Consider the following 17,429-nt stretch of genomic DNA (forward strand, 5'->3'; position numbering starts at 1 on the left):
CCACTATTGCTGCGTTAACCTGCTCCTTCATTATAGCAGATTCCCTTCAAAAAAGATGCTAAAAACAGGAACGTTTGTTCTTATTTTAGAAATTGAACCTTTCGTCCGAATAGGTCTCATGACTGGGTCCAAAGATGGATTTGAACCAATAATAGCTTGTATGTCAGAGGTCAGACAGGATATAATCAATCTCGTGTGTATAACCACATGGGTGGGTGAGGGTGCCAATAAAGGATTGATTCCTATGGCAAAACAAACAGAATGGAAAACAGAAACATACGGGGGTGTGCTGAACTTTCTGGCGACAGCATACATCCCGGCCGTTCACGCGGCAATCTTGACACAAGCCGGACTCCCGTTCGAGGGAGCGCTCGTCGGAGCGATTTTGACAAGCATCATCGGAACGTTCATCGCAGGGCTGTTCAACTTGCCGCTGCTCCTGTTACCAGGGATGGGCATCAACGCGCTGTTCACGTACACGCTCGTCCTGCAGATGGGGCTGAGTTGGCAAGGCGCGCTCGCCGTCTCGTTCGTATCGGGGGCGCTCGTCGTCCTGCTGACGGTGACGAAGGTGGCGAGGAAACTCGCGAACGCGTTCCCGCCAATCATTCATGACGGATTGACGGTCGGGCTCGGCCTGTTCCTCATCTTGATCGGGCTCGAGGCGGCGGGGATCGTCTCGGGCGGTGGCGGGGCACTGCTTCACATCGGAGACCTTGGGGAACGACCGGTACAGGTCGCGTTCCTGTCGCTCTTCGTCGCCATCCTGCTCTTCTTGAAGATGGGACCGAGCAGTTTCTTATGGACAATCGCGTTCGGGGTCGGCCTGAGCGCCGTCATGGGAACGCTCGACTGGACCGGCGAGTTCGCGCTCACGCCGTTCTTCGAGTCGTTCGGTACCGTGTTCGGCAACGTCTCGTTCGCCGAGTCGGCGTCACCGATCTTCCTTGTCGCCGTCGGCGTGTTGACGCTCGTCTTGCTGATCGAGAACATCAGTCTGATTCAGAATCAGACGCGCGCCATCGGCAAGGATGCGGACGCACCGAAAGGGCTCGTCGCCCAAGGGTTGTCGACGATGGCCGGTGCCATGTTCGGCTCGAGCCCGACCGTCTCGACGGTCGAGGTCGCGGCCGGCATCTCGGTCGGCGCACGGGGCGGCATCGCCTCGTTCGTGACGTCAGGCCTGTACGTCGTCTCGCTCTTGTTGCTGCCGCTGTTCGCGATCATTCCGGTGACGGCGATTGCGCCGGTGTTGGTCATCATCGGCATGATGATGTTCCAGAACGTGAAGCATCTCCCGCTCGACAATTGGGAGCATGCCTTCCCGGCGATTCTCGTCATCATCATGATTCCGTTCACGTATTCCATCGTCGATGGCATCGGGCTCGGATTCATCGCCTACACGATGATCGTCTTGTTCAAGAAGGGCTATCGGTCGCTCAGTCCGGTCGTCGGTGTCTTGACCGTATTGTTCTTGGTTTTCTTTTCTTTACCAGTCTGGCTGTAAGATAGTGCGGTACCGTGTATACGGTGCCGCTTTTTTGTATGATGAAACAAAGGGGGAGGGTTTATGAGGAAATCAGGAGGATTCGTTTCAATCGGAATCGCGTTCACAATTGGGAGTGGGCTGGTTCGCAACCTTCAAATTGTTTGTGACGCCTTGATGCAAGATGGTGGGGAGGTTGATCACATCTCCTACAGTCAAGACGAAGACGGAACAGAATGGGTGACGATTGAACCGACCGGGTCAGACCTCGACTTGTCTCAAATCCAGTATTACGGTTCCGTCACCCTATCGACTGCCCGTTTCGGTCGACGTTACCAAATCGTGACCGTGTCAGTGAGAGACGAAATCGGCTTTGAAGGTCTGCTCATTGATTTGGACTGGGAGGACTTGTTCGTAGACACGAATATGACGGAATCGTTTGTCAGAGCCACAGCCAGTGTAGAACGACTGCTTATAGACGTATACCGAAGCGCATCCTTCGCCTATGCGGTAGCAGGGCACGAGATTGAGCTGGACTGGGCACCTAAAACTTTTCTTCAAGAGCGTAACCTCATCGAAAGTCTGTCTCTCTCTGTCATACCGATTAAGGACGGACTTAAGCTGGTTCATGGGTCAATCGCACTCGATGGGATGACGTCACAACTCAGCCGAACGTATTTAATTAGTGTATAAAGGATTGCATCGACATGGTATAATTTCCTTAATTTAGAAATAAAGGAAGTTGAATTTCAAATGGATGAGCATGCGATATGAATCATGAACGAAAAATACGCGGGATGCGTCGTAAATTGTATCAAATGGTCGACCATGTCGAGGGGACGACGTCATCGTTCCCAACGACGTTCGTCAAGGGGTACTGGAACAGCAAAGTCCCGATCGGCCAACCCGTCCTGTTCTCTAGACGGTTCAAGCTGCGCGGGAAACGTCTCGTTATAGACACATTGCTGGATGGAGCAATCCGCTTGAAACATCTTCGACCTGATGAGGCTTATCGAATCGTCGTGTTATTGGACATCCCTACGCTTTGGTCGTCTGAAATCATTGTCTTTCAATCGGACGCAGCTTATCGAGCATTTCTTCTTCACCAGGATTGGACTCTGGGGTCGATGCACCGCGAGGAGCATGAGATCTTGATGCGGCAATTACGTGGCCACATGGAACTGAATCGGTACGTGTCTTCAATATGTGACGAGGATGGGCAGTTTGAAAGTGAGGTTTGGCTACTACATGTCTAGTGGCCATCGCACGCCTAAAGAATACTGAATATTTCGACATTTTTCTTTTTACACGCAGAATCGAATTTGTCGTTCACTTTAAATCGAAAGGAGCCGTTGGAAGGTATGAAGTCCAGTCTACAAATATCTGTACGGATCATTACATGAAAAAGGGCAAAGTTATTTTTCTATCCGTATCCTTGCTTTCCTTACTGGTTGTCGCACTCATTTCATTCTCAGGTCAACTCGCTTATACATACTTCAAAGGATTGGACATCTCAGGGAGCCCCATCACTAATTGGGTCACGGACTGTCATGACAAGCGAAAGTTGTTTGGAATCATTGAGGTTGTCGACACGGATTTTTGGTGTGGCGATGGTAGTGACGTAGATTCCGGGCCCGGTGTTTCTGAAGAAGGGGCGATTGTTGGGCCATCAGATGATGAAGGAGGCACACCAAGGGAAGATGAGAATGACTCGTCTCCGTCATACGGCCAACCATCCACAAGTGAATCCAATCGCCTTTCCCTGTTACCTTACATTTCCAGCGCAATCCTTCTCGTGATTGGCTTATGGATGTGGCACAGACGCCGCTTTAACAAGAAAGTGAGGGAATCCATTTCGACAGACGAGAGGATGCCAGAGACAGACGGAAGGTCCGAAGAGGAAAAACGTCTCGAACATCCGTTGCCGGATTCACCGTTACGGCAACATTTGATTCAATTCGAACAAGCGCTGCCGCCACAAAAGCGTCGACGGACGTTCGAGACGTTATCCGCATGGGCGAGCCGCATTCAACTCGACGCCTCACTTCGTAGCTATTTAGAGACCCGGTATGACCAAGTCGAGATCACCCCACAACGTGAAGAAGCGTTCAAACAACAACTTGATGCCTACTTACTTCGCTTAGAAAAGGAGTCTACCTCATGACCATCAAACACGTATTGGATCAGTTAGACCGAATTTATCTTGGAAAGCCTGAAATCACGCGTCTCTGTTGTACAGCACTCTTGGCAAACGGACATATTCTACTCGAGGACGTACCAGGTACAGGCAAGACGCTCCTCGCTAAAAGCATCGCCAAAAGTTTCGAGGCCGACTTCACACGAATTCAGTTCACGGCCGATCTTCTGCCGACCGATATCATCGGAACAGACTTCTTCAACGTTCAGACACAGACGTTCGAGAACAAGACCGGGCCCATCTTCACGAATATCTTGCTGATTGATGAGGTCAACCGGGCCGTACCCCGGACGCAATCCGCTTTGCTTGAAGCGATGGAGGAGCGGCAAGTCTCAATCGGCGGTGTCACATATAAACTGCCTGAACCTTTCTTCGTCATCGCGACACAGAACCCGATCGAGTCAGCAGGAACATACGCACTACCTGATGCGCAGCTCGACCGCTTCTTGATGGCGCTCCAAGTCGGCTATCCCGAGGCTTCAGAAGAGCGTAATTTGATTCTCCAAACGATTTCCAAGACACGACATGCCGTGCACGCACTCATGTCGAATGAGTCATTCTTAGCGGCCCAAGCAGAAGTCGAAGACGTCCGTGTCCATGAAGATGTCGTCACGTATCTGCTTGCACTCGTTCAAGAGACGCGAAGTCACATCGATTGACGTTGACGCTCGAAGGGGACGTGAAATCGACGAAACGGAACGTGCTAGCAGATATACTTGAACGAGTCGACGTGCCTGTCGAGAAGGTATGACCATGAACCGCGTCGAACTGAGCACGCCAACGTGGTTGGAAGAAAAATTATGGCCCGCGTACACTGGTTTAATGATCTTTACGATGTGGTTCCCATATATCTGGCCAGTTGCCTACGTCTGCGGGATCATCCTCGGTCTGATGCTGGCTCGGAAATGGTTGACGCATATAATCTCCACTTCCATATGCGTGTCGTTCCATCAAAAAGAACAATTGCTGTTCATCGATGATGTCGCCACGTTACGAATGACTGTCCACGGCTTAAAACAAATGACGACGCTCGGAATTCCACTTTCTGTCCGAGTCACGCTCGGACGAGGCATCACCTTTGATAATGGATCAAGCACAAAGACAATTAGCATCGAGCCAGACGAAGCGGATGTTCCGTTGACGATTCAGGCTGAGAAACGAGGGCCAGTCAAAATGAACGAATGCATTGTCAGCGCGAGGCTACCATTCTTTCTTGGTACCGTACTGCTCGTCGACGCGGTCGAGTCACTTCCAGAGTGGACGGTACTCCCGTCAATCAAGAAGATGAACGTGTCCGAATCGAAACATTATCGCGTGGGAGATCGGCTCGTCAAACATTCTCCACTCAAAGATCAGTTGATGATTCTAAGCTCGAAATCGTATGAAGCCGAACCTACGAAACAAATTGATTGGTATGCGTCGGCCAAGACAGGTCGTTTACAAGCAAAAGTATTTCAACGACAGAATTTGGATACGTTCACCTTGGTGCTCGATTTGAATACACCTCAAGGGAGCGGACTGCACGCCAGATTCGAAGAATTGATTCAACAAGCCTCCTATCTCGTTTCTTACTTGCTGAAGGAAGAGTGCAAAGTCGAATTATTCATCAATCGCCTAGATCACATCAACCAAATCGATCATTTGGTCATGAACGAGGGGAGGAAGCAACTCCGCCTCTCACTCATTCGATTGGCGCTCGTCAATGAGCAGGATCATTTCATCGCTTCGAAACGGTTCTCACGAATCGTCGAAAACCGGAAGCACGCCCAAAGTGAGCTCATCACCATCAATCACGAGGTATTGCTCAGTTCTTAATCACTAGCTGAACGAAAGGAGTCACTCCTATGCCTGATAAAACGAACACCCTTCATTTGTTTTCTACATATTTAGAATGGCTCGACTCACTGATCGACATCGATGAAGCCACGTGGGACACACCGCTCGCAACTGGGAAATGGTCCATGAAAGCCATCATCCTTCATATGACAAACTGGGACGACTATCTCATGCGAGAGACAGTCCCTGCGCTTCAAACTGGGAGGGAAGTGGTGTTCCCGGAGTTCGATGCATTCAACCAACGTGCCATCGATCAAGTGGAGCGTGGCATCTCATCACACGACGTGCTTGCGGAGGCAAGGTCGACACGGCAAACGTTGATCGAGTCGATTGAGCGACGGGGCACCCTATCGGCAGACGCGGAAGCGACACTGTTTCACATCCTCGAAGAGTTTATCGAGCATGACCGGCATCACGAACACCAAATCGACACGTTCCTACATCGGAGCGGACAGGAGAAACCATCATGAAACAACGACTATTCCGTCTCGGTGGCATCCTCGGACTCAGTATCGCCCTCATGACTACACCAGCTCACGCAGCGGAGACCGAGAAGACACCTGAAGCCTATGCCGACCAGCATTTTGAAGACATCGTGCTCGATCACATCCAAGAGAATCCAGCCCAATATGACATGACGACGAGTGAGAATGTATCGTTCGGACCGCTCCATTCCGTTATGATCCCGTCTCAGATGTACATGACGTCTGAAGAGACGTTACCGCTCGGAGAGGCGTTCGAGTTCTCAGACGAGTACATCGCGGTCGTCTATCAAGATGACGTCCCGGTCAATGTGATTGGCACGTATGAAGTGGCAACGGACAAGTATGGCTTCTCGACGTTCGGATATGGGAAAGAGCTGGCGGTCGCACTTGATGCGTTGGACGACCAAAAAGGCGACATTGTGCATGAAGCGCAGAAAAGTGCCTGGTTCGAAGTGAACGGTGAGATGATGACAGCGTTGACGCCGGTAACGAAGACGTTTGTCGGGGGAGATACAATTTCACTGAGCTCGTTCAAAGAACTGGCCGGAGAAATGTACGCTCCACCCAGCGAACCGAGCGATAGCGACCTGGTCGGTGAGGAAAATGGTACAGATGAATCAGCGACACCACAAGTGCTTCGACGTTATGGGATCGTCGTTTTAGCGTCAATCCCGCTCATCTATCTCGTGTTCCGTCGGCGAATCCATGGATAAAACCGCTGCAATCTTGACATTTACGCCAATCGATTCGACTGTCGATCAAGCCACCATTACGGCATTCCGAAACGACGCCCATCGTTGCAGCTATGGAGAGACGCTTCCGTTCGAAGAAGATTCCTACCTGAAATGGATAGAGACGCGCGTTGCTCGATTTGAAACGCAGGCCACTCGTTTAAGTTCAATATGCGTTAACCGACAAGCCCCCATGCGCATGCATGAGGGCTTGTTTTACATATATGGCCCGTTCGCCTGGACGACGAACTGCGAGTGCTCGTAATGATAGGTGATGCGAGAGTAGTCGAACGGCTTCCCATTCGAAAGATGGAAAATCGTCTCGATGCGGAGCGTCGGGTCATCCTTCTGCAAACCCAGATAGCCGGCTTCCGTCTCAGCCAATCGTCCGACCTGCATGTACATGTCCGAGAAGCCGATTGTGACACCAAGTGCGCCTTGGACGTAATCGAAAATCGAGTCGGCGACGATTTCCCGGTTTAAATACGGGACGATCGCCTTCACGAAGTACGACTCCTCATGACAGAACACCTCACCGTCGACAAAGCGGACCCGCTCGACACGATAGACGTCATCCGTCACGTCAATGCCAAGGTTCTGTGCGACCGTCGCGTCCGGTTTCGTGACCGAGACGTCGAGCACGTCCGATGTCAATACCCGGTCGCCGAGGTTGCTCTTGAACCCTTGCGTCGAGAACAGGCTCATATAGCCCGGACGGTTGTGGCGCCGGACGAAGATGCCGCTACCCCGCAATTGGAAGATGACGCCTTTCCGCTCCAGCAACTCGAGCGCTTTCGTGATCGTACTCTTGCTGACGGCATATTGGCTCATCAACTGCTCGAGGACGGGAAGTTTATCTCCTTGCTTCAAATCATGTTGATTGATGTACTGTTCAATCTCTGCTGCCACTTGTTGATATTTAAGCACGCTCATCCCTCATCTACTTGAAAATGTTGCCTTCATTATACCACACACATGTCTACGAAACGTTCACAAACTATTTATTGTATCGCTATTGATTAATTGTACCGGTACAATTATAGTAAGAGTGTACAAAATGTAAGCGTTACATCAAAGGAGGGTTTTCAGTTGAGTAAAGTTCGGGATTATTCAAAGTTGGCTCGGGATATTTTAGAGGCCGTCGGAGGGGAAGACAACGTCATCAATGCGGCGCGCTGTGCGACGCGACTCCGTCTCGTCTTGAAGCGGTCGAATCCGCAGGCGAAAGAACAAGTCATGGCGATGCCGGGGGTCATCACGGTCGTCGAAACGGGCGGCCAGTTCCAGGTCGTCATCGGGCAGCATGTCGGGGAAGTGTTCGATGAGTTCACGAAACTGGTGCAAATCGAAGGGTCGGAGGTGGAAGACGGAAACAAAGGGACCGTCCTGAACCGCATCATCGCGACGATGTCCGCCGTGTTCGCACCGTTCATCTATATCTTGGCCGCAGCCGGGATTTTGCAAGGGGTACTCATTATCACGACACTGTTGTTCGACGGGTTCGCTGAGACAGGGACGTACGAAGTGTTCAGCTTCATCTCATGGGCACCGTTCACGTTCTTGCCGATTTTCATCGCCATCACGGCATCGAAACACTTTAAGACGAACACGTTCATCTCTGTCGCAGCCAGTGCGGCCTTGGTCAGTCCGACATGGGCCGAGATGGCGGCTCGCATCACGTCAGGGGAGACGATCAGTTTCCTCGGTATCGCCTTGTCAGGTACGACGTATACGTCATCGGTATTGCCACCGCTCTTCCTCGTCTGGATCTTGTCTTATGTCGAGCGGTTCTTGAACCGACACATGAACGAGGTCATTCGTCCGTTGTTCGTGCCATTCTTCAGTTTGGTGCTCATGGTGCCACTCACGATTCTCGTCATCGGACCAATCACGACGATGGGTGCGGTCGGGATTGCCAACGGCTACAACTTCTTAGCGGAGAACGCCCCGATGCTCGCCGGTGCAATTATCGGTGGTCTCTGGCAAGTCATCGTCATCTTCGGGGTCCATTGGGGTGTGACGCCGATGGTGCTCGCAAACTTCGATTTGTATGGCCGTGACTCGTTCCAGGCATATCAGACGATTGCCGTCATCGCCCAAGTCGGCGCCGTCCTCGGTGTCATCTTGAAAGCGAAGAGCCAAGAAATCAAAAAAGTCGGTGTGTCGGCCGGGATTACTGGACTATTCGGAATCACGGAGCCTGCCATTTATGGGGTGACACTCCGCTTCAAGAAACCGTTCATCTTTGGATGTATCTCAGGGGCGATCGGAGCCATCGTGGCCAGTTTCTTCAACCCGTATTATTTCGCTTACGCTGGTCTCCCGGGTCCGCTCACCCTTGTGAACGGAATCAGTGAAGACGTGCCGACCTCGATTTGGGGACTGTTAATCGGGACAGCAATCGCCATTATCCTTCCGGTCGTCTTGATTCAAATCTTCGGATTCGGAGAAGACACGGCCAAACAAGTGACAGAAGTGACGGAAACACCTGCGACGGCAGAAGCGAGTGCGACGCTCGTCCAGGAAGAGACGATTGCTTCACCGCTCTCAGGAAAAGTCATCGCCTTGAGCGATGTTCCGGACGATGTATTCGCCTCCGGGGCGATGGGGAAAGGTTATGCCGTCGATCCAGACGGGAATAAGGTCATTGCACCGTTTGACGGGACGGTCGTCATGGTCGCACCGACGAAACATGCGATCGGTCTCCGTTCGAACACGGGAATCGAGTTGTTGATCCACGTCGGTCTCGATACGGTGACGCTCGACGGGAAACCGTTCACCGTACACGTCAAGGATGGAGACAGCTTCAAAACGGGCGATGTGTTGACGACGTTCGACCGTGACATGATCGCTGCACATAATATTTCAAGTATCACGCCTGTCATCGTGACGAACAGCGCGACATACGCTGACGTACTCGTCCAAGCAAGTAATCAGACAGACACGACGACACCAATGCTCACGATTGTTAATCAATAAGGAGGAACTACGATGAAGACATTACCGAAAGACTTTCTATGGGGCGGCGCACTCGCCGCTCACCAATTTGAAGGCGGCTGGGACGCCGACGGCAAAGGACCGAGCGTCGTCGATGTGTTGACGGCGGGCGCCCACGGCGTCGCGCGTCGCATCACGGACAAGGTCGAGCCGGACGAGTTTTATCCGAACCACGAGGCGATCGACTTCTATCACCGCTATAAAGAAGACGTCGCGCTCTTCGCCGAGATGGGACTGAAATGTCTCCGCACATCAATCGGTTGGAGCCGGATCTTCCCGAACGGGGACGATGCGGAGCCGAACGAGGCCGGTCTCCAATTTTATGACGACTTGTTCGACGAGCTGTTGAAGCACGACATCGAGCCGATCATCACGTTGTCCCACTTCGAGATGCCGCTCCATCTCGCACGTGAGTACGGCGGGTTCCGCAACCGGGCCGTCGTCGACCATTTCGTCCGTTTCGCTGAGGTCTGTTTCGACCGCTACAAAGACAAGGTCAAATATTGGATGACGTTCAACGAAATCAACAACAAGATGGACGTCAATAACCCGCTCTTCTTATGGACGAACTCAGGCGTCATCGTCGAAGATGGGGAGAACGCTCGTGAAGTGATGTATCAGACGGGGCACCACGAGTTGATCGCGAGTGCGCTCGCCGTCTCGAAAGGAAAAGCGATAAACCCAGACTTTGAAATCGGGGCGATGGTATCCCACGTGCCAATCTATCCGTTCTCGTCGAACCCGGACGACGTCATGCTGGCCGAAGAGATGATGCGCCAACGTTACTTCTTCCCGGACGTGCAAGTGCGCGGGGTCTATCCGAGCTACGCCTTGAACGAGTTCGAGCGTGAAGGGTATTCAATCCCGTTCCTTGATGGGGATGAGGAGATTTTGAAGAACGGGACCGTCGACTATCTCGGCTTCAGCTACTATATGTCGACGACCGTGAAGAGTGACGTCGTCGCCGACAACAGCGGGGACATCGTCAACGGTGGTCTGCCGAACGGTGTCGAGAACCCGTACATCAAGTCGAGCGACTGGGGCTGGTCGATCGACCCGGTCGGTCTCCGCTACGTGCTCAATCGGTTGTATGACCGCTATCAAATCCCGCTCTTCATCGTTGAGAATGGATTCGGTGCCGTCGATGAGATCGTCGACGGGAAGATCCATGATGCGGCCCGCATCGACTACTTGAAGGCGCATATCGAGCAGCTGAAACAAGCGGTCGTCTATGACGGCGTCGACTTGATCGGGTACACGCCATGGGGCATCATCGACATCGTCTCGTTCACGACGGGCGAGATGAAGAAACGGTACGGCATGATTTATGTCGACCGTGACAATGAAGGCAACGGCTCGATGGAGCGGATGAAGAAAGACTCGTTCGATTGGTATAAGCATGTGATTGAAACGAACGGGGAAGCGCTCGCGTACGAACCTACGAAGTAAACGAAAGCACCTCCGGAAGATAGTTGTCTTCTGGAGGTGCTTTGCTGTGCTTACGTCGTTTTCGGTTTGACCGCCACCCAGACTTCGCTATAGACGTTGTCTGATGGGCCATTATGCTTCGTGAACGAGATACTCGGTAAGTCTGCCAGTTCGTAGCCTGACGTCGGCAGCCATTCGGCATACGTCTTGGCCATCGTCTCCTGAAGCGTCTCCGGGAAAGGGCCGGCATTCGGGAAGACGGCCCATAGGTTCGACTCGATCGTGATCTGTTCAAGGTCCTCGTACGGATTAGCTTGTGTCGTCGCGAAACCGATCATATGCGTCAGCGACCCTTTTTCGTCCAAATACCCTTCGTCGAAGTCGTACGACACGTTGAGCACTTGATTTGGATAAAGGTCCGCCAATTGATGCATCTCGCTTCGTTGTTGTTCCGTAATTGACTGCGCCAACTCGACGATGTCTTGATTCACGCCTTCGAACTGAATCGGGACGCGTTTAGACACGCCGACGACGTTAAATGAAGATTTGTGTTCTAATTTGAATTCCATCGAGATTCCCCCTTTGATGTCAATGAAGAAAGTGAATTTCGGGAATGACTTTTGAATCTTGTTCTTGATGACTTCTGACGGTAAAAAGCCACACCAGTCTCGAAACGCTCGCGAGAATCCGTCGACGGATTGATAGCCATACGTATATGCTATGTCCGTGACTGATTTCCCTTGAATCAAGTCCTTGTTCGCTTCTGACAGCCGACGGTTTCGAATGTATTCATTGAGCGTCATCCCGGCCATGTAGGAAAACATGCGTCGAAAATGATAGTCGGAGACCCCGACGATGCGGGTGATATCCTGACTCGTGATGTCTTCTGTTAAATGTTGATCGATGTGGTCCATCAATCGGTTCAATGATTCAAGCATCAGCATTCCCTCCTTTCTGCATTCATCATACTTCGAACGTCGTAGGGGCACTCGATGATTTTGATACGGATATCATCGGATAGAAGGCATCACTGGTTGTAGCCGATGAACATCGTGAACATGATGAGAATGATCGATGACGTCATGAGTAGAAACGCAAGCGAGCTCGCGAACACGAGAAATGTTTTGGAGAAGTGGCGTCGTCGTTTCCAAATCCCGATGACGAACACGACGTTCAAAATGAGAAATAGTGCGAGCAGTAGTAACGGGAGAGCCCGGTCCTGTATCAACATAAGTAAGTCCATAGATGGTTACCTTCCTTTAACTATTTTAAAAATCAGGGTATTCGTCATAACTCCCCTTATAATAATCAAGAATTAGCACGCATATCGTTTGTTACCTAGGAGGAAAACTATGAAAAAGCTACTTCGTGCGACCATCGCGGGCATCGCGTTGTTCACGCTGAGCATCGCGCCGTCAGAAACCGCGGACGCTGCACCGAAAAAATTTAAGAACTGCACCGAACTGAATAAGACGTACAAGGGCGGTGTCGCCAAGACGAAGACGACGAAAAACAAAGGCGGCAAGACGAAGTACAAGCCGTATGTCAGCGCCACGCTGTATGAAGCAAACAAATCGAAAGACCGCGACAAAGACTTTATCGCCTGCGAACGCTAAGAGATGAGAGGACAGCGGTCCTCCGTCTCTTTTTTAGTTATTAAAGCGGTACGATATATCCCCTTCAGCATCGTAGCCAGTGATTGACTCAATCGACTCGATTTGGTCGACGAGCACGAACCAGACATCATTCCCAGCCTTCGTCTTCAACAGTTCCGGTTCGAACCGTTCCCCGTTCAACTCGACGACGACTCTTGTCGTCTCGCCGTGGTTCATCCCGTAAAGGATATCGTACGGGGAACATGCTGACGGATCTCCGCACGATTGGCCGAAAGTCGACCAGGTGAGACCTGCCTCGGACAGCGATTCAGATGTAACCGACTGAACCTGATTGTCGACAGTAAGTTCAAGACCTATGCCTTGCGCAACCGGCTCTTCACTCCATTCCTCGACGGTGTAACTGTTCGTGAAAAAGCGAAGACTCATATTACGGTCATCAACAGGGTAGGTGAGAATCGGTTCCGCTCCCTCGGGCAATTGTGTCTGCTTCGTCGAATCAAATGCCCAGGCCACTCCGGCTGATACCAACAATAAGCACACAAGAATGAGGACAATCTTTTGCTGACGGTTCATGACAGACTGCTCACTTTCTCAACTTGTAAAAACTGTCGCACCTGTTCAATCGGGAACGCCGGGTTCCAATGGACGAAGTGGCCGCCTGTCATTCGTATATAAGTGATTGGCAACTCATGCCGTTGCAGGTCCATCATGGCTGACTTCGTCAATCGGGCTTCTTTGTCGTCTAATCCGACAAAATCGCCGTAAATAAGCAAGGTTGAAACTTGCAATGAACGTATGAGCTGCGGCACGTCAAGGTGATAGAAGCCGAACAACAGATTCAATCCGCCTTGCCCGAGCTTGGCCGGGGCGTCCAACGCACGTCGAATCTCGTCTCGATCAGAGAGGCCTGTCTGTGCGCAGAAAGCCTTAACCTGTTCCTCTGTAACTGGAGATGTACCTTCATCTGAAATGACCTTCGTCTCGATTTTCCGGACGATCCGATTTCCAAGTAGACGGTATAGTCCGCTCAGGAGCGGGACGGCAAGGCCGAACACGCCATACTCTCTCAGCGGAATGCGAGGGAACGCCTTATGGCCTTGATCGAGCAAGACGAGCCGCTCCACGTGCTCGGGATAATGCGTGGCGAAAGCGAGAGCGATCGCACCTCCAAGTGAATGCGCGATCACATGGACGGGTCCGAGTCGATGTGTGACGACGTAGTCGTTGACCCAATCCGCCAACTGTTCGGACGTCACGGCCTGCTTAATCCCTTCACTTCGCCCGAACCCTGGCAAATCCAGCAAATGCACCTCGAAGTCGTCGCATAGCACCTCAGCGAGTGAACGGCCTTCTTCTCCGGTGAATCCTCCAGCCGGTAAAAATATAACGGGTGTCCCGCTTCCCATCACTTCTGCATGATAACGATTCAATTGAATCCCACCTTTCAACTCCCAATATCTGTATCTTTCCATTGTACGTGACTAGTGATTGGAACAGAAGCAGATTCTTTCAAACGGAGATACGTTTTCACCCAAATCCGGGTATAGACTAATGACACGTGAGCAGGTTGCACTTGTCGTTTTCTCTGTCGCTCTTGAGTTGTCTCAACAAGGAGGAATGCGGTGTGAAATTATCGGGTAAAACGGCACTCGTCACCGGGGCCGGGTCAGGGATGGGTCGGGCCATCGCCAAACTGTTTGCCGAGGAAGGGGCACGCGTCGTCGCCGTCGACATGAACGGGGACTCGGTCGAAGCGGTCGCCTCAGAGATTAAAGCGAGCGGCGGGGAAGCCGTCGGCGTCTCGGGGAACGTCACGAAGCAGGAAGATATCGACAAGATGGTCGAGACGGCGACGAGCACGTTCGGCTCGCTCGACATCTTGGTCAACAACGCGGGCATCATGGACAACTTTTTGACCGTCGGCGAAGTGACGGACGAGATGTGGGACCGGGTCATCGCCGTCAACTTGACCGGACCGATGAAACTGGCACGGGCCGCGATCCATGTCATGGACAAACAAGAAACGGGCGGTGTCATCATCAATAACGCCTCGGTCGGTGGTTTGTTCGGGACACGCGGTGGCGCCTCGTACGTCGCCTCGAAACATGCGCTCATCGGCCTGACTAAAAATATCGCCGCCACATACGGTACGTTCAACAAGATTCGGGCCAACGCCATCGCACCGGGCGGGGTCAATACGAATATCGGTGCCACAATCACCGCGCCGAGCGAACTCGGGATGCGAGCCATCCAAGGGGCAGGGGAGGCTCCAATGGGTGAACCGGAGCAGATTGCCAAGGTCGCGTTGTTCCTCGCCTCCGATGATTCGAGTTTCGTCAATGGCGACGTCTTGAAAGCAGACGGCGGTTGGACCGCCCGTTAACGAGAAAAAGCCGACACGATCGTCGGCTTTTGTTATGTCTGTCGCTTTCGGTACGCCAATGGTGTCACCGCATGGACTTTTTTAAACGATTGCACGAAATGGCTCACGCTCGTGTAGCCGAGACGATGCGCTAGATCGGCGATCGGTTCCTTCGACTCCTTGACGAGGCGCGCCGCACGATGCATGCGGACGTTCTGGACGTAGGCGAGCGGCGATGTGTCGCCCCATTTTGTAAAGTAGCGGCAGCATTCCGCCCGGCTCAGACCACCCGTTGCTGCGATGTCTTCGAGCGTCAGTTTCATCGTGTCATGGTCATGTATGTAGGCGAGCATGAGACGCATCCGTTCCTGAACATGATGTTTCGTTCCGCTTTGCGGCTGTTGAATCCAATAGCGCCAAATGACTGCGAGCTGTAAGCTCGCATCGAGCAACGCGAACGAGGACTTCTTCTTCAGGCTGCGAATCACTTTGTCGATTATGTCGAGGACGGGCTTATCTCCTGGTTCACCGGGATGCAACACTTTACTACGCAACGTCTCGGCGTGCGGTGTCACGTACAACTCCGCAAGCGACGGAGAGAATAGGTCAAACGGCTCGACGGAGATCACGACCAATCGAAATGGCTCTCCCTTCGGTTCAACTTTTACGATTTGTCCACGGTCTAAGATCAACGCCATCCCGGAGCGGAGCCGAGACCGTGTCCCATTGACGAGCAGGTCGAGTTGTCCGTTCGTGATTAACCAGATTTGAAACTGCGGATTCACTTTGATCGTCGTCTCAATCGTCGTTTCAGTCCACTCTTGGATATCAATCAGATTTTCTTCAAGCTTCATCCGAACACCTCAATAATTGAACATTTATTTCGTTTTAACACCGGATGGACACACTTCTTTTTCACCACGAAGCGTCTATCAAGACATTTCATCGGGATTTTCTACGTGGTGATTGAACAAGTTTCTTCTATATAATGGCGTCAAAAGATGAACCAACCGGTGACACCCGCATGCACTAAGATGGCGATTGGAACACCAATGCGGAATTTCGGCTTCAACGTCTTATGACGGAAGAACCGCATCGCGAGATAGGCCCCGAATGCGCCACCGATCCAAACGAGAATGAGTAACGTTTGTTCCGAAATGCGCCATTCCCCTGATTTAGCACGACGTTTATCGAGGTAAAATGACATAAACGCTAGGAAATTAGTCACAATGTAATATAGCAGTAATAGTTCCAAAGACTAAAACCTCCTTTCTCTTCTCTTTAGTATAGCTGAAAATGGCTCAACTAAGCCATTTGTATTTGGATTGTAAAAATTCAGATTCCTCTCATCTCGCTGAAAGCTTCTGTAACTGAACTGATATCACTCTCATATCAGCCTGTAACGGCAGTGAAATATACAGGTGTTACAGTAAGGGGGCGTTAGAAAAGGGAGGAATATTCTTATGAAAAAACCACTATTGACACTAACGGCACTCGCTGGCCTTAGTTTAGGAGTCGCTGCTCCAGCTTCGGCAGCATCAACACACACAGTTCAGTCTGGAGATACACTTTACCGTATCGCCGTGAACAACGGTGTATCAGTTAATGACATCAAACAAGCGAACGGCTTAAACTCTAATATGATTTATCCAAACCAAGTATTGAAGCTTGCGAAGTCAGAAGCTAAAGCTTCAAGCGCTTCAAAAACGTATACAGTAAAATCAGGTGACACGTTGTATCGCATCGCGACAAACAACGGCGTATCTGTCAAACAGTTGATGACATGGAACGGTCTTAATTCAGATCTCATTTTCCCTGGTCAACAATTCTCTGTAAAAGGTGCTAAAGCAGCATCGGTTGCGAACAGCGCACCAGCCGCTAAACCAAAAGCATCAACATCTGCACCAGTGACGAAACAGTCTACGTCTACAACGCAAACCCAAGCTCCGGCTTCAGGTAAGACGATGACTGTGGAAGCAACGGCTTACACGCCATACTGTGCAGGATGCTCAGGAATCACGGCAACAGGAATCGACGTCCGCTCGAACCCGAACCAAAAAGTCATCGCGGTTGACCCTTCAGTCATCCCACTCGGCTCTAAAGTATGGGTTGAAGGCTACGGCGAAGCAATCGCTGGAGATACTGGTGGCGCCATCAAAGGTAACAAAATCGATATCTTGATGCCGACACGAGAGCAAGCGCTCAACTTCGGTCGTAAATCAATCACAATCAAAGTCTTAAACTAATCGATTTACCCCAAAAACACCGCAGGCGCGGTGTTTTTTTTGTGT

At 51.5% G+C, this 17,429-nt stretch carries 19 protein-coding genes and 1 pseudogene; 13 read left to right on the plus strand and 7 right to left on the minus strand.

Annotated features, from left to right (window positions below; all coding sequences use genetic code 11):
- Window positions 1-244 precede the first annotated feature (244 nt).
- From KNP78_RS07170 to KNP78_RS07205, 8 genes and pseudogenes are all read left to right on the plus strand, one after another.
- Window positions 245-1,507 carry an NCS2 family permease gene (locus KNP78_RS07170; RefSeq protein WP_214823522.1) on the plus strand — a complete coding sequence of 421 codons (1,263 nt, stop codon included), beginning with the start codon at window positions 245-247 and terminating at the stop codon, window positions 1,505-1,507.
- Between the two features lie 63 nt (window positions 1,508-1,570).
- The gene (locus KNP78_RS07175; RefSeq protein WP_214823523.1) at window positions 1,571-2,179 is read left to right on the plus strand and encodes an Imm64 family immunity protein; all 609 of its coding nucleotides are present in this window, start codon (window positions 1,571-1,573) and stop codon (window positions 2,177-2,179) included.
- A gap of 77 nt (window positions 2,180-2,256) precedes the next feature.
- Window positions 2,257-2,742 carry a DUF3916 domain-containing protein gene (locus KNP78_RS07180; RefSeq protein ID WP_214823524.1) on the plus strand — a complete coding sequence of 162 codons (486 nt, stop codon included), beginning with the start codon at window positions 2,257-2,259 and terminating at the stop codon, window positions 2,740-2,742.
- A gap of 614 nt (window positions 2,743-3,356) precedes the next feature.
- Window positions 3,357-3,650 carry a hypothetical protein gene (locus tag KNP78_RS15695; RefSeq protein WP_251128486.1) on the plus strand — a complete coding sequence of 98 codons (294 nt, stop codon included), beginning with the start codon at window positions 3,357-3,359 and terminating at the stop codon, window positions 3,648-3,650.
- A pseudogene (locus KNP78_RS07190) lies at window positions 3,647-4,434 on the plus strand (AAA family ATPase). The gene KNP78_RS15695 and the pseudogene KNP78_RS07190 overlap by 4 nt, the downstream one beginning before the upstream one ends.
- Before the next feature lie 2 nt (window positions 4,435-4,436).
- Window positions 4,437-5,498, plus strand: a complete 1,062-nt coding sequence (locus KNP78_RS07195) for a DUF58 domain-containing protein (protein WP_214823525.1) — start codon at window positions 4,437-4,439, stop codon at window positions 5,496-5,498.
- 29 nt (window positions 5,499-5,527) lie between these two features.
- On the plus strand, window positions 5,528-5,989 hold the full coding sequence (locus KNP78_RS07200; RefSeq protein ID WP_214823526.1) for a DinB family protein: 462 nt from the start codon (window positions 5,528-5,530) through the stop codon (window positions 5,987-5,989).
- Window positions 5,986-6,717 carry a hypothetical protein gene (locus KNP78_RS07205; protein WP_214823527.1) on the plus strand — a complete coding sequence of 244 codons (732 nt, stop codon included), beginning with the start codon at window positions 5,986-5,988 and terminating at the stop codon, window positions 6,715-6,717. Before KNP78_RS07200 ends, KNP78_RS07205 begins: the two co-directional genes overlap by 4 nt.
- Window positions 6,718-6,951: 234 nt before the next feature.
- On the opposite strand, the gene KNP78_RS07210 is transcribed toward KNP78_RS07205, so the two are convergent.
- A complete protein-coding gene (locus tag KNP78_RS07210; protein WP_214823528.1) occupies window positions 6,952-7,662 on the minus strand; it encodes a GntR family transcriptional regulator in 711 nt (236 codons plus the stop codon).
- Between the two features lie 162 nt (window positions 7,663-7,824).
- Between KNP78_RS07210 and KNP78_RS07215 the strand changes: the two genes are divergently transcribed.
- Entirely contained in the window at window positions 7,825-9,714 is a 1,890-nt protein-coding gene (locus tag KNP78_RS07215; protein ID WP_214823529.1) for a beta-glucoside-specific PTS transporter subunit IIABC, read from the plus strand.
- Between the two features lie 12 nt (window positions 9,715-9,726).
- Window positions 9,727-11,181, plus strand: coding sequence for a 6-phospho-beta-glucosidase BglA (gene bglA, locus KNP78_RS07220; protein WP_214823530.1), 1,455 nt, complete (start codon window positions 9,727-9,729; stop codon window positions 11,179-11,181).
- 50 nt (window positions 11,182-11,231) lie between these two features.
- On the opposite strand, the gene KNP78_RS07225 is transcribed toward bglA, so the two are convergent.
- The gene (locus tag KNP78_RS07225; protein WP_214823531.1) at window positions 11,232-12,098 is read right to left on the minus strand and encodes an AraC family transcriptional regulator; all 867 of its coding nucleotides are present in this window, start codon (window positions 12,096-12,098) and stop codon (window positions 11,232-11,234) included.
- Between the two features lie 89 nt (window positions 12,099-12,187).
- Complete coding sequence (locus KNP78_RS07230) at window positions 12,188-12,403, minus strand: hypothetical protein (RefSeq protein WP_214797489.1); 216 nt, start codon at window positions 12,401-12,403, stop codon at window positions 12,188-12,190.
- 109 nt (window positions 12,404-12,512) lie between these two features.
- On the opposite strand from KNP78_RS07230, the gene KNP78_RS07235 reads away from it, so the two are divergent.
- Window positions 12,513-12,776, plus strand: coding sequence for an excalibur calcium-binding domain-containing protein (locus tag KNP78_RS07235; RefSeq protein WP_214797490.1), 264 nt, complete (start codon window positions 12,513-12,515; stop codon window positions 12,774-12,776).
- A gap of 33 nt (window positions 12,777-12,809) precedes the next feature.
- Here KNP78_RS07235 and KNP78_RS07240 read toward each other — a convergent pair whose 3' ends face one another.
- On the minus strand, window positions 12,810-13,349 hold the full coding sequence (locus tag KNP78_RS07240) for a hypothetical protein (protein WP_214823532.1): 540 nt from the start codon (window positions 13,347-13,349) through the stop codon (window positions 12,810-12,812).
- Complete coding sequence (locus tag KNP78_RS07245) at window positions 13,346-14,206, minus strand: alpha/beta fold hydrolase (protein ID WP_214823533.1); 861 nt, start codon at window positions 14,204-14,206, stop codon at window positions 13,346-13,348. The genes KNP78_RS07240 and KNP78_RS07245 overlap by 4 nt, the downstream gene beginning before the upstream one ends.
- 194 nt (window positions 14,207-14,400) lie before the next feature.
- Here KNP78_RS07245 and KNP78_RS07250 point away from each other — a divergent pair, with 194 nt between their 5' ends.
- Window positions 14,401-15,159: a glucose 1-dehydrogenase gene (locus KNP78_RS07250; protein WP_214823534.1), complete on the plus strand. Its 759-nt coding sequence runs from the start codon at window positions 14,401-14,403 to the stop codon at window positions 15,157-15,159.
- A gap of 32 nt (window positions 15,160-15,191) precedes the next feature.
- Here KNP78_RS07250 and KNP78_RS07255 read toward each other — a convergent pair whose 3' ends face one another.
- A complete protein-coding gene (locus KNP78_RS07255) occupies window positions 15,192-15,992 on the minus strand; it encodes a helix-turn-helix transcriptional regulator (protein WP_214823535.1) in 801 nt (266 codons plus the stop codon).
- 140 nt (window positions 15,993-16,132) lie between these two features.
- A complete protein-coding gene (locus KNP78_RS07260; RefSeq protein ID WP_232939616.1) occupies window positions 16,133-16,393 on the minus strand; it encodes a DUF1294 domain-containing protein in 261 nt (86 codons plus the stop codon).
- Between the two features lie 208 nt (window positions 16,394-16,601).
- On the opposite strand from KNP78_RS07260, the gene KNP78_RS07265 reads away from it, so the two are divergent.
- The gene (locus KNP78_RS07265; RefSeq protein ID WP_034777617.1) at window positions 16,602-17,384 is read left to right on the plus strand and encodes a LysM peptidoglycan-binding and 3D domain-containing protein; all 783 of its coding nucleotides are present in this window, start codon (window positions 16,602-16,604) and stop codon (window positions 17,382-17,384) included.
- Window positions 17,385-17,429: the final 45 nt, after the last annotated feature.

This window comes from Exiguobacterium sp. s28 (genome assembly GCF_018618135.1).
Lineage (GTDB): Bacteria > Bacillota > Bacilli > Exiguobacteriales > Exiguobacteriaceae > Exiguobacterium > Exiguobacterium mexicanum_A.

Bases quoted from the DNA above. Each gene is read 5' to 3' on its own strand.
- KNP78_RS07200 (WP_214823526.1), top strand. From the start codon at position 5,528: ATGCCTGATAAAACGAACACCCTTCATTTGTTTTCTACATATTTAGAA.
- KNP78_RS07175 (WP_214823523.1), top strand. From the start codon at position 1,571: ATGAGGAAATCAGGAGGATTCGTTTCAATCGGAATCGCGTTCACAATT.
- KNP78_RS07225 (WP_214823531.1), bottom strand. From the start codon at position 12,098: ATGCTTGAATCATTGAACCGATTGATGGACCACATCGATCAACATTTA.
- KNP78_RS07265 (WP_034777617.1), top strand. From the start codon at position 16,602: ATGAAAAAACCACTATTGACACTAACGGCACTCGCTGGCCTTAGTTTA.
- KNP78_RS07230 (WP_214797489.1), bottom strand. From the start codon at position 12,403: ATGGACTTACTTATGTTGATACAGGACCGGGCTCTCCCGTTACTACTG.
- KNP78_RS07205 (WP_214823527.1), top strand. From the start codon at position 5,986: ATGAAACAACGACTATTCCGTCTCGGTGGCATCCTCGGACTCAGTATC.
- KNP78_RS07170 (WP_214823522.1), top strand. From the start codon at position 245: ATGGCAAAACAAACAGAATGGAAAACAGAAACATACGGGGGTGTGCTG.
- KNP78_RS07240 (WP_214823532.1), bottom strand. From the start codon at position 13,349: ATGAACCGTCAGCAAAAGATTGTCCTCATTCTTGTGTGCTTATTGTTG.
- KNP78_RS07235 (WP_214797490.1), top strand. From the start codon at position 12,513: ATGAAAAAGCTACTTCGTGCGACCATCGCGGGCATCGCGTTGTTCACG.
- bglA (WP_214823530.1), top strand. From the start codon at position 9,727: ATGAAGACATTACCGAAAGACTTTCTATGGGGCGGCGCACTCGCCGCT.
- KNP78_RS07180 (WP_214823524.1), top strand. From the start codon at position 2,257: ATGAATCATGAACGAAAAATACGCGGGATGCGTCGTAAATTGTATCAA.
- KNP78_RS15695 (WP_251128486.1), top strand. From the start codon at position 3,357: ATGCCAGAGACAGACGGAAGGTCCGAAGAGGAAAAACGTCTCGAACAT.
- KNP78_RS07195 (WP_214823525.1), top strand. From the start codon at position 4,437: ATGAACCGCGTCGAACTGAGCACGCCAACGTGGTTGGAAGAAAAATTA.
- KNP78_RS07255 (WP_214823535.1), bottom strand. From the start codon at position 15,992: ATGAAGCTTGAAGAAAATCTGATTGATATCCAAGAGTGGACTGAAACG.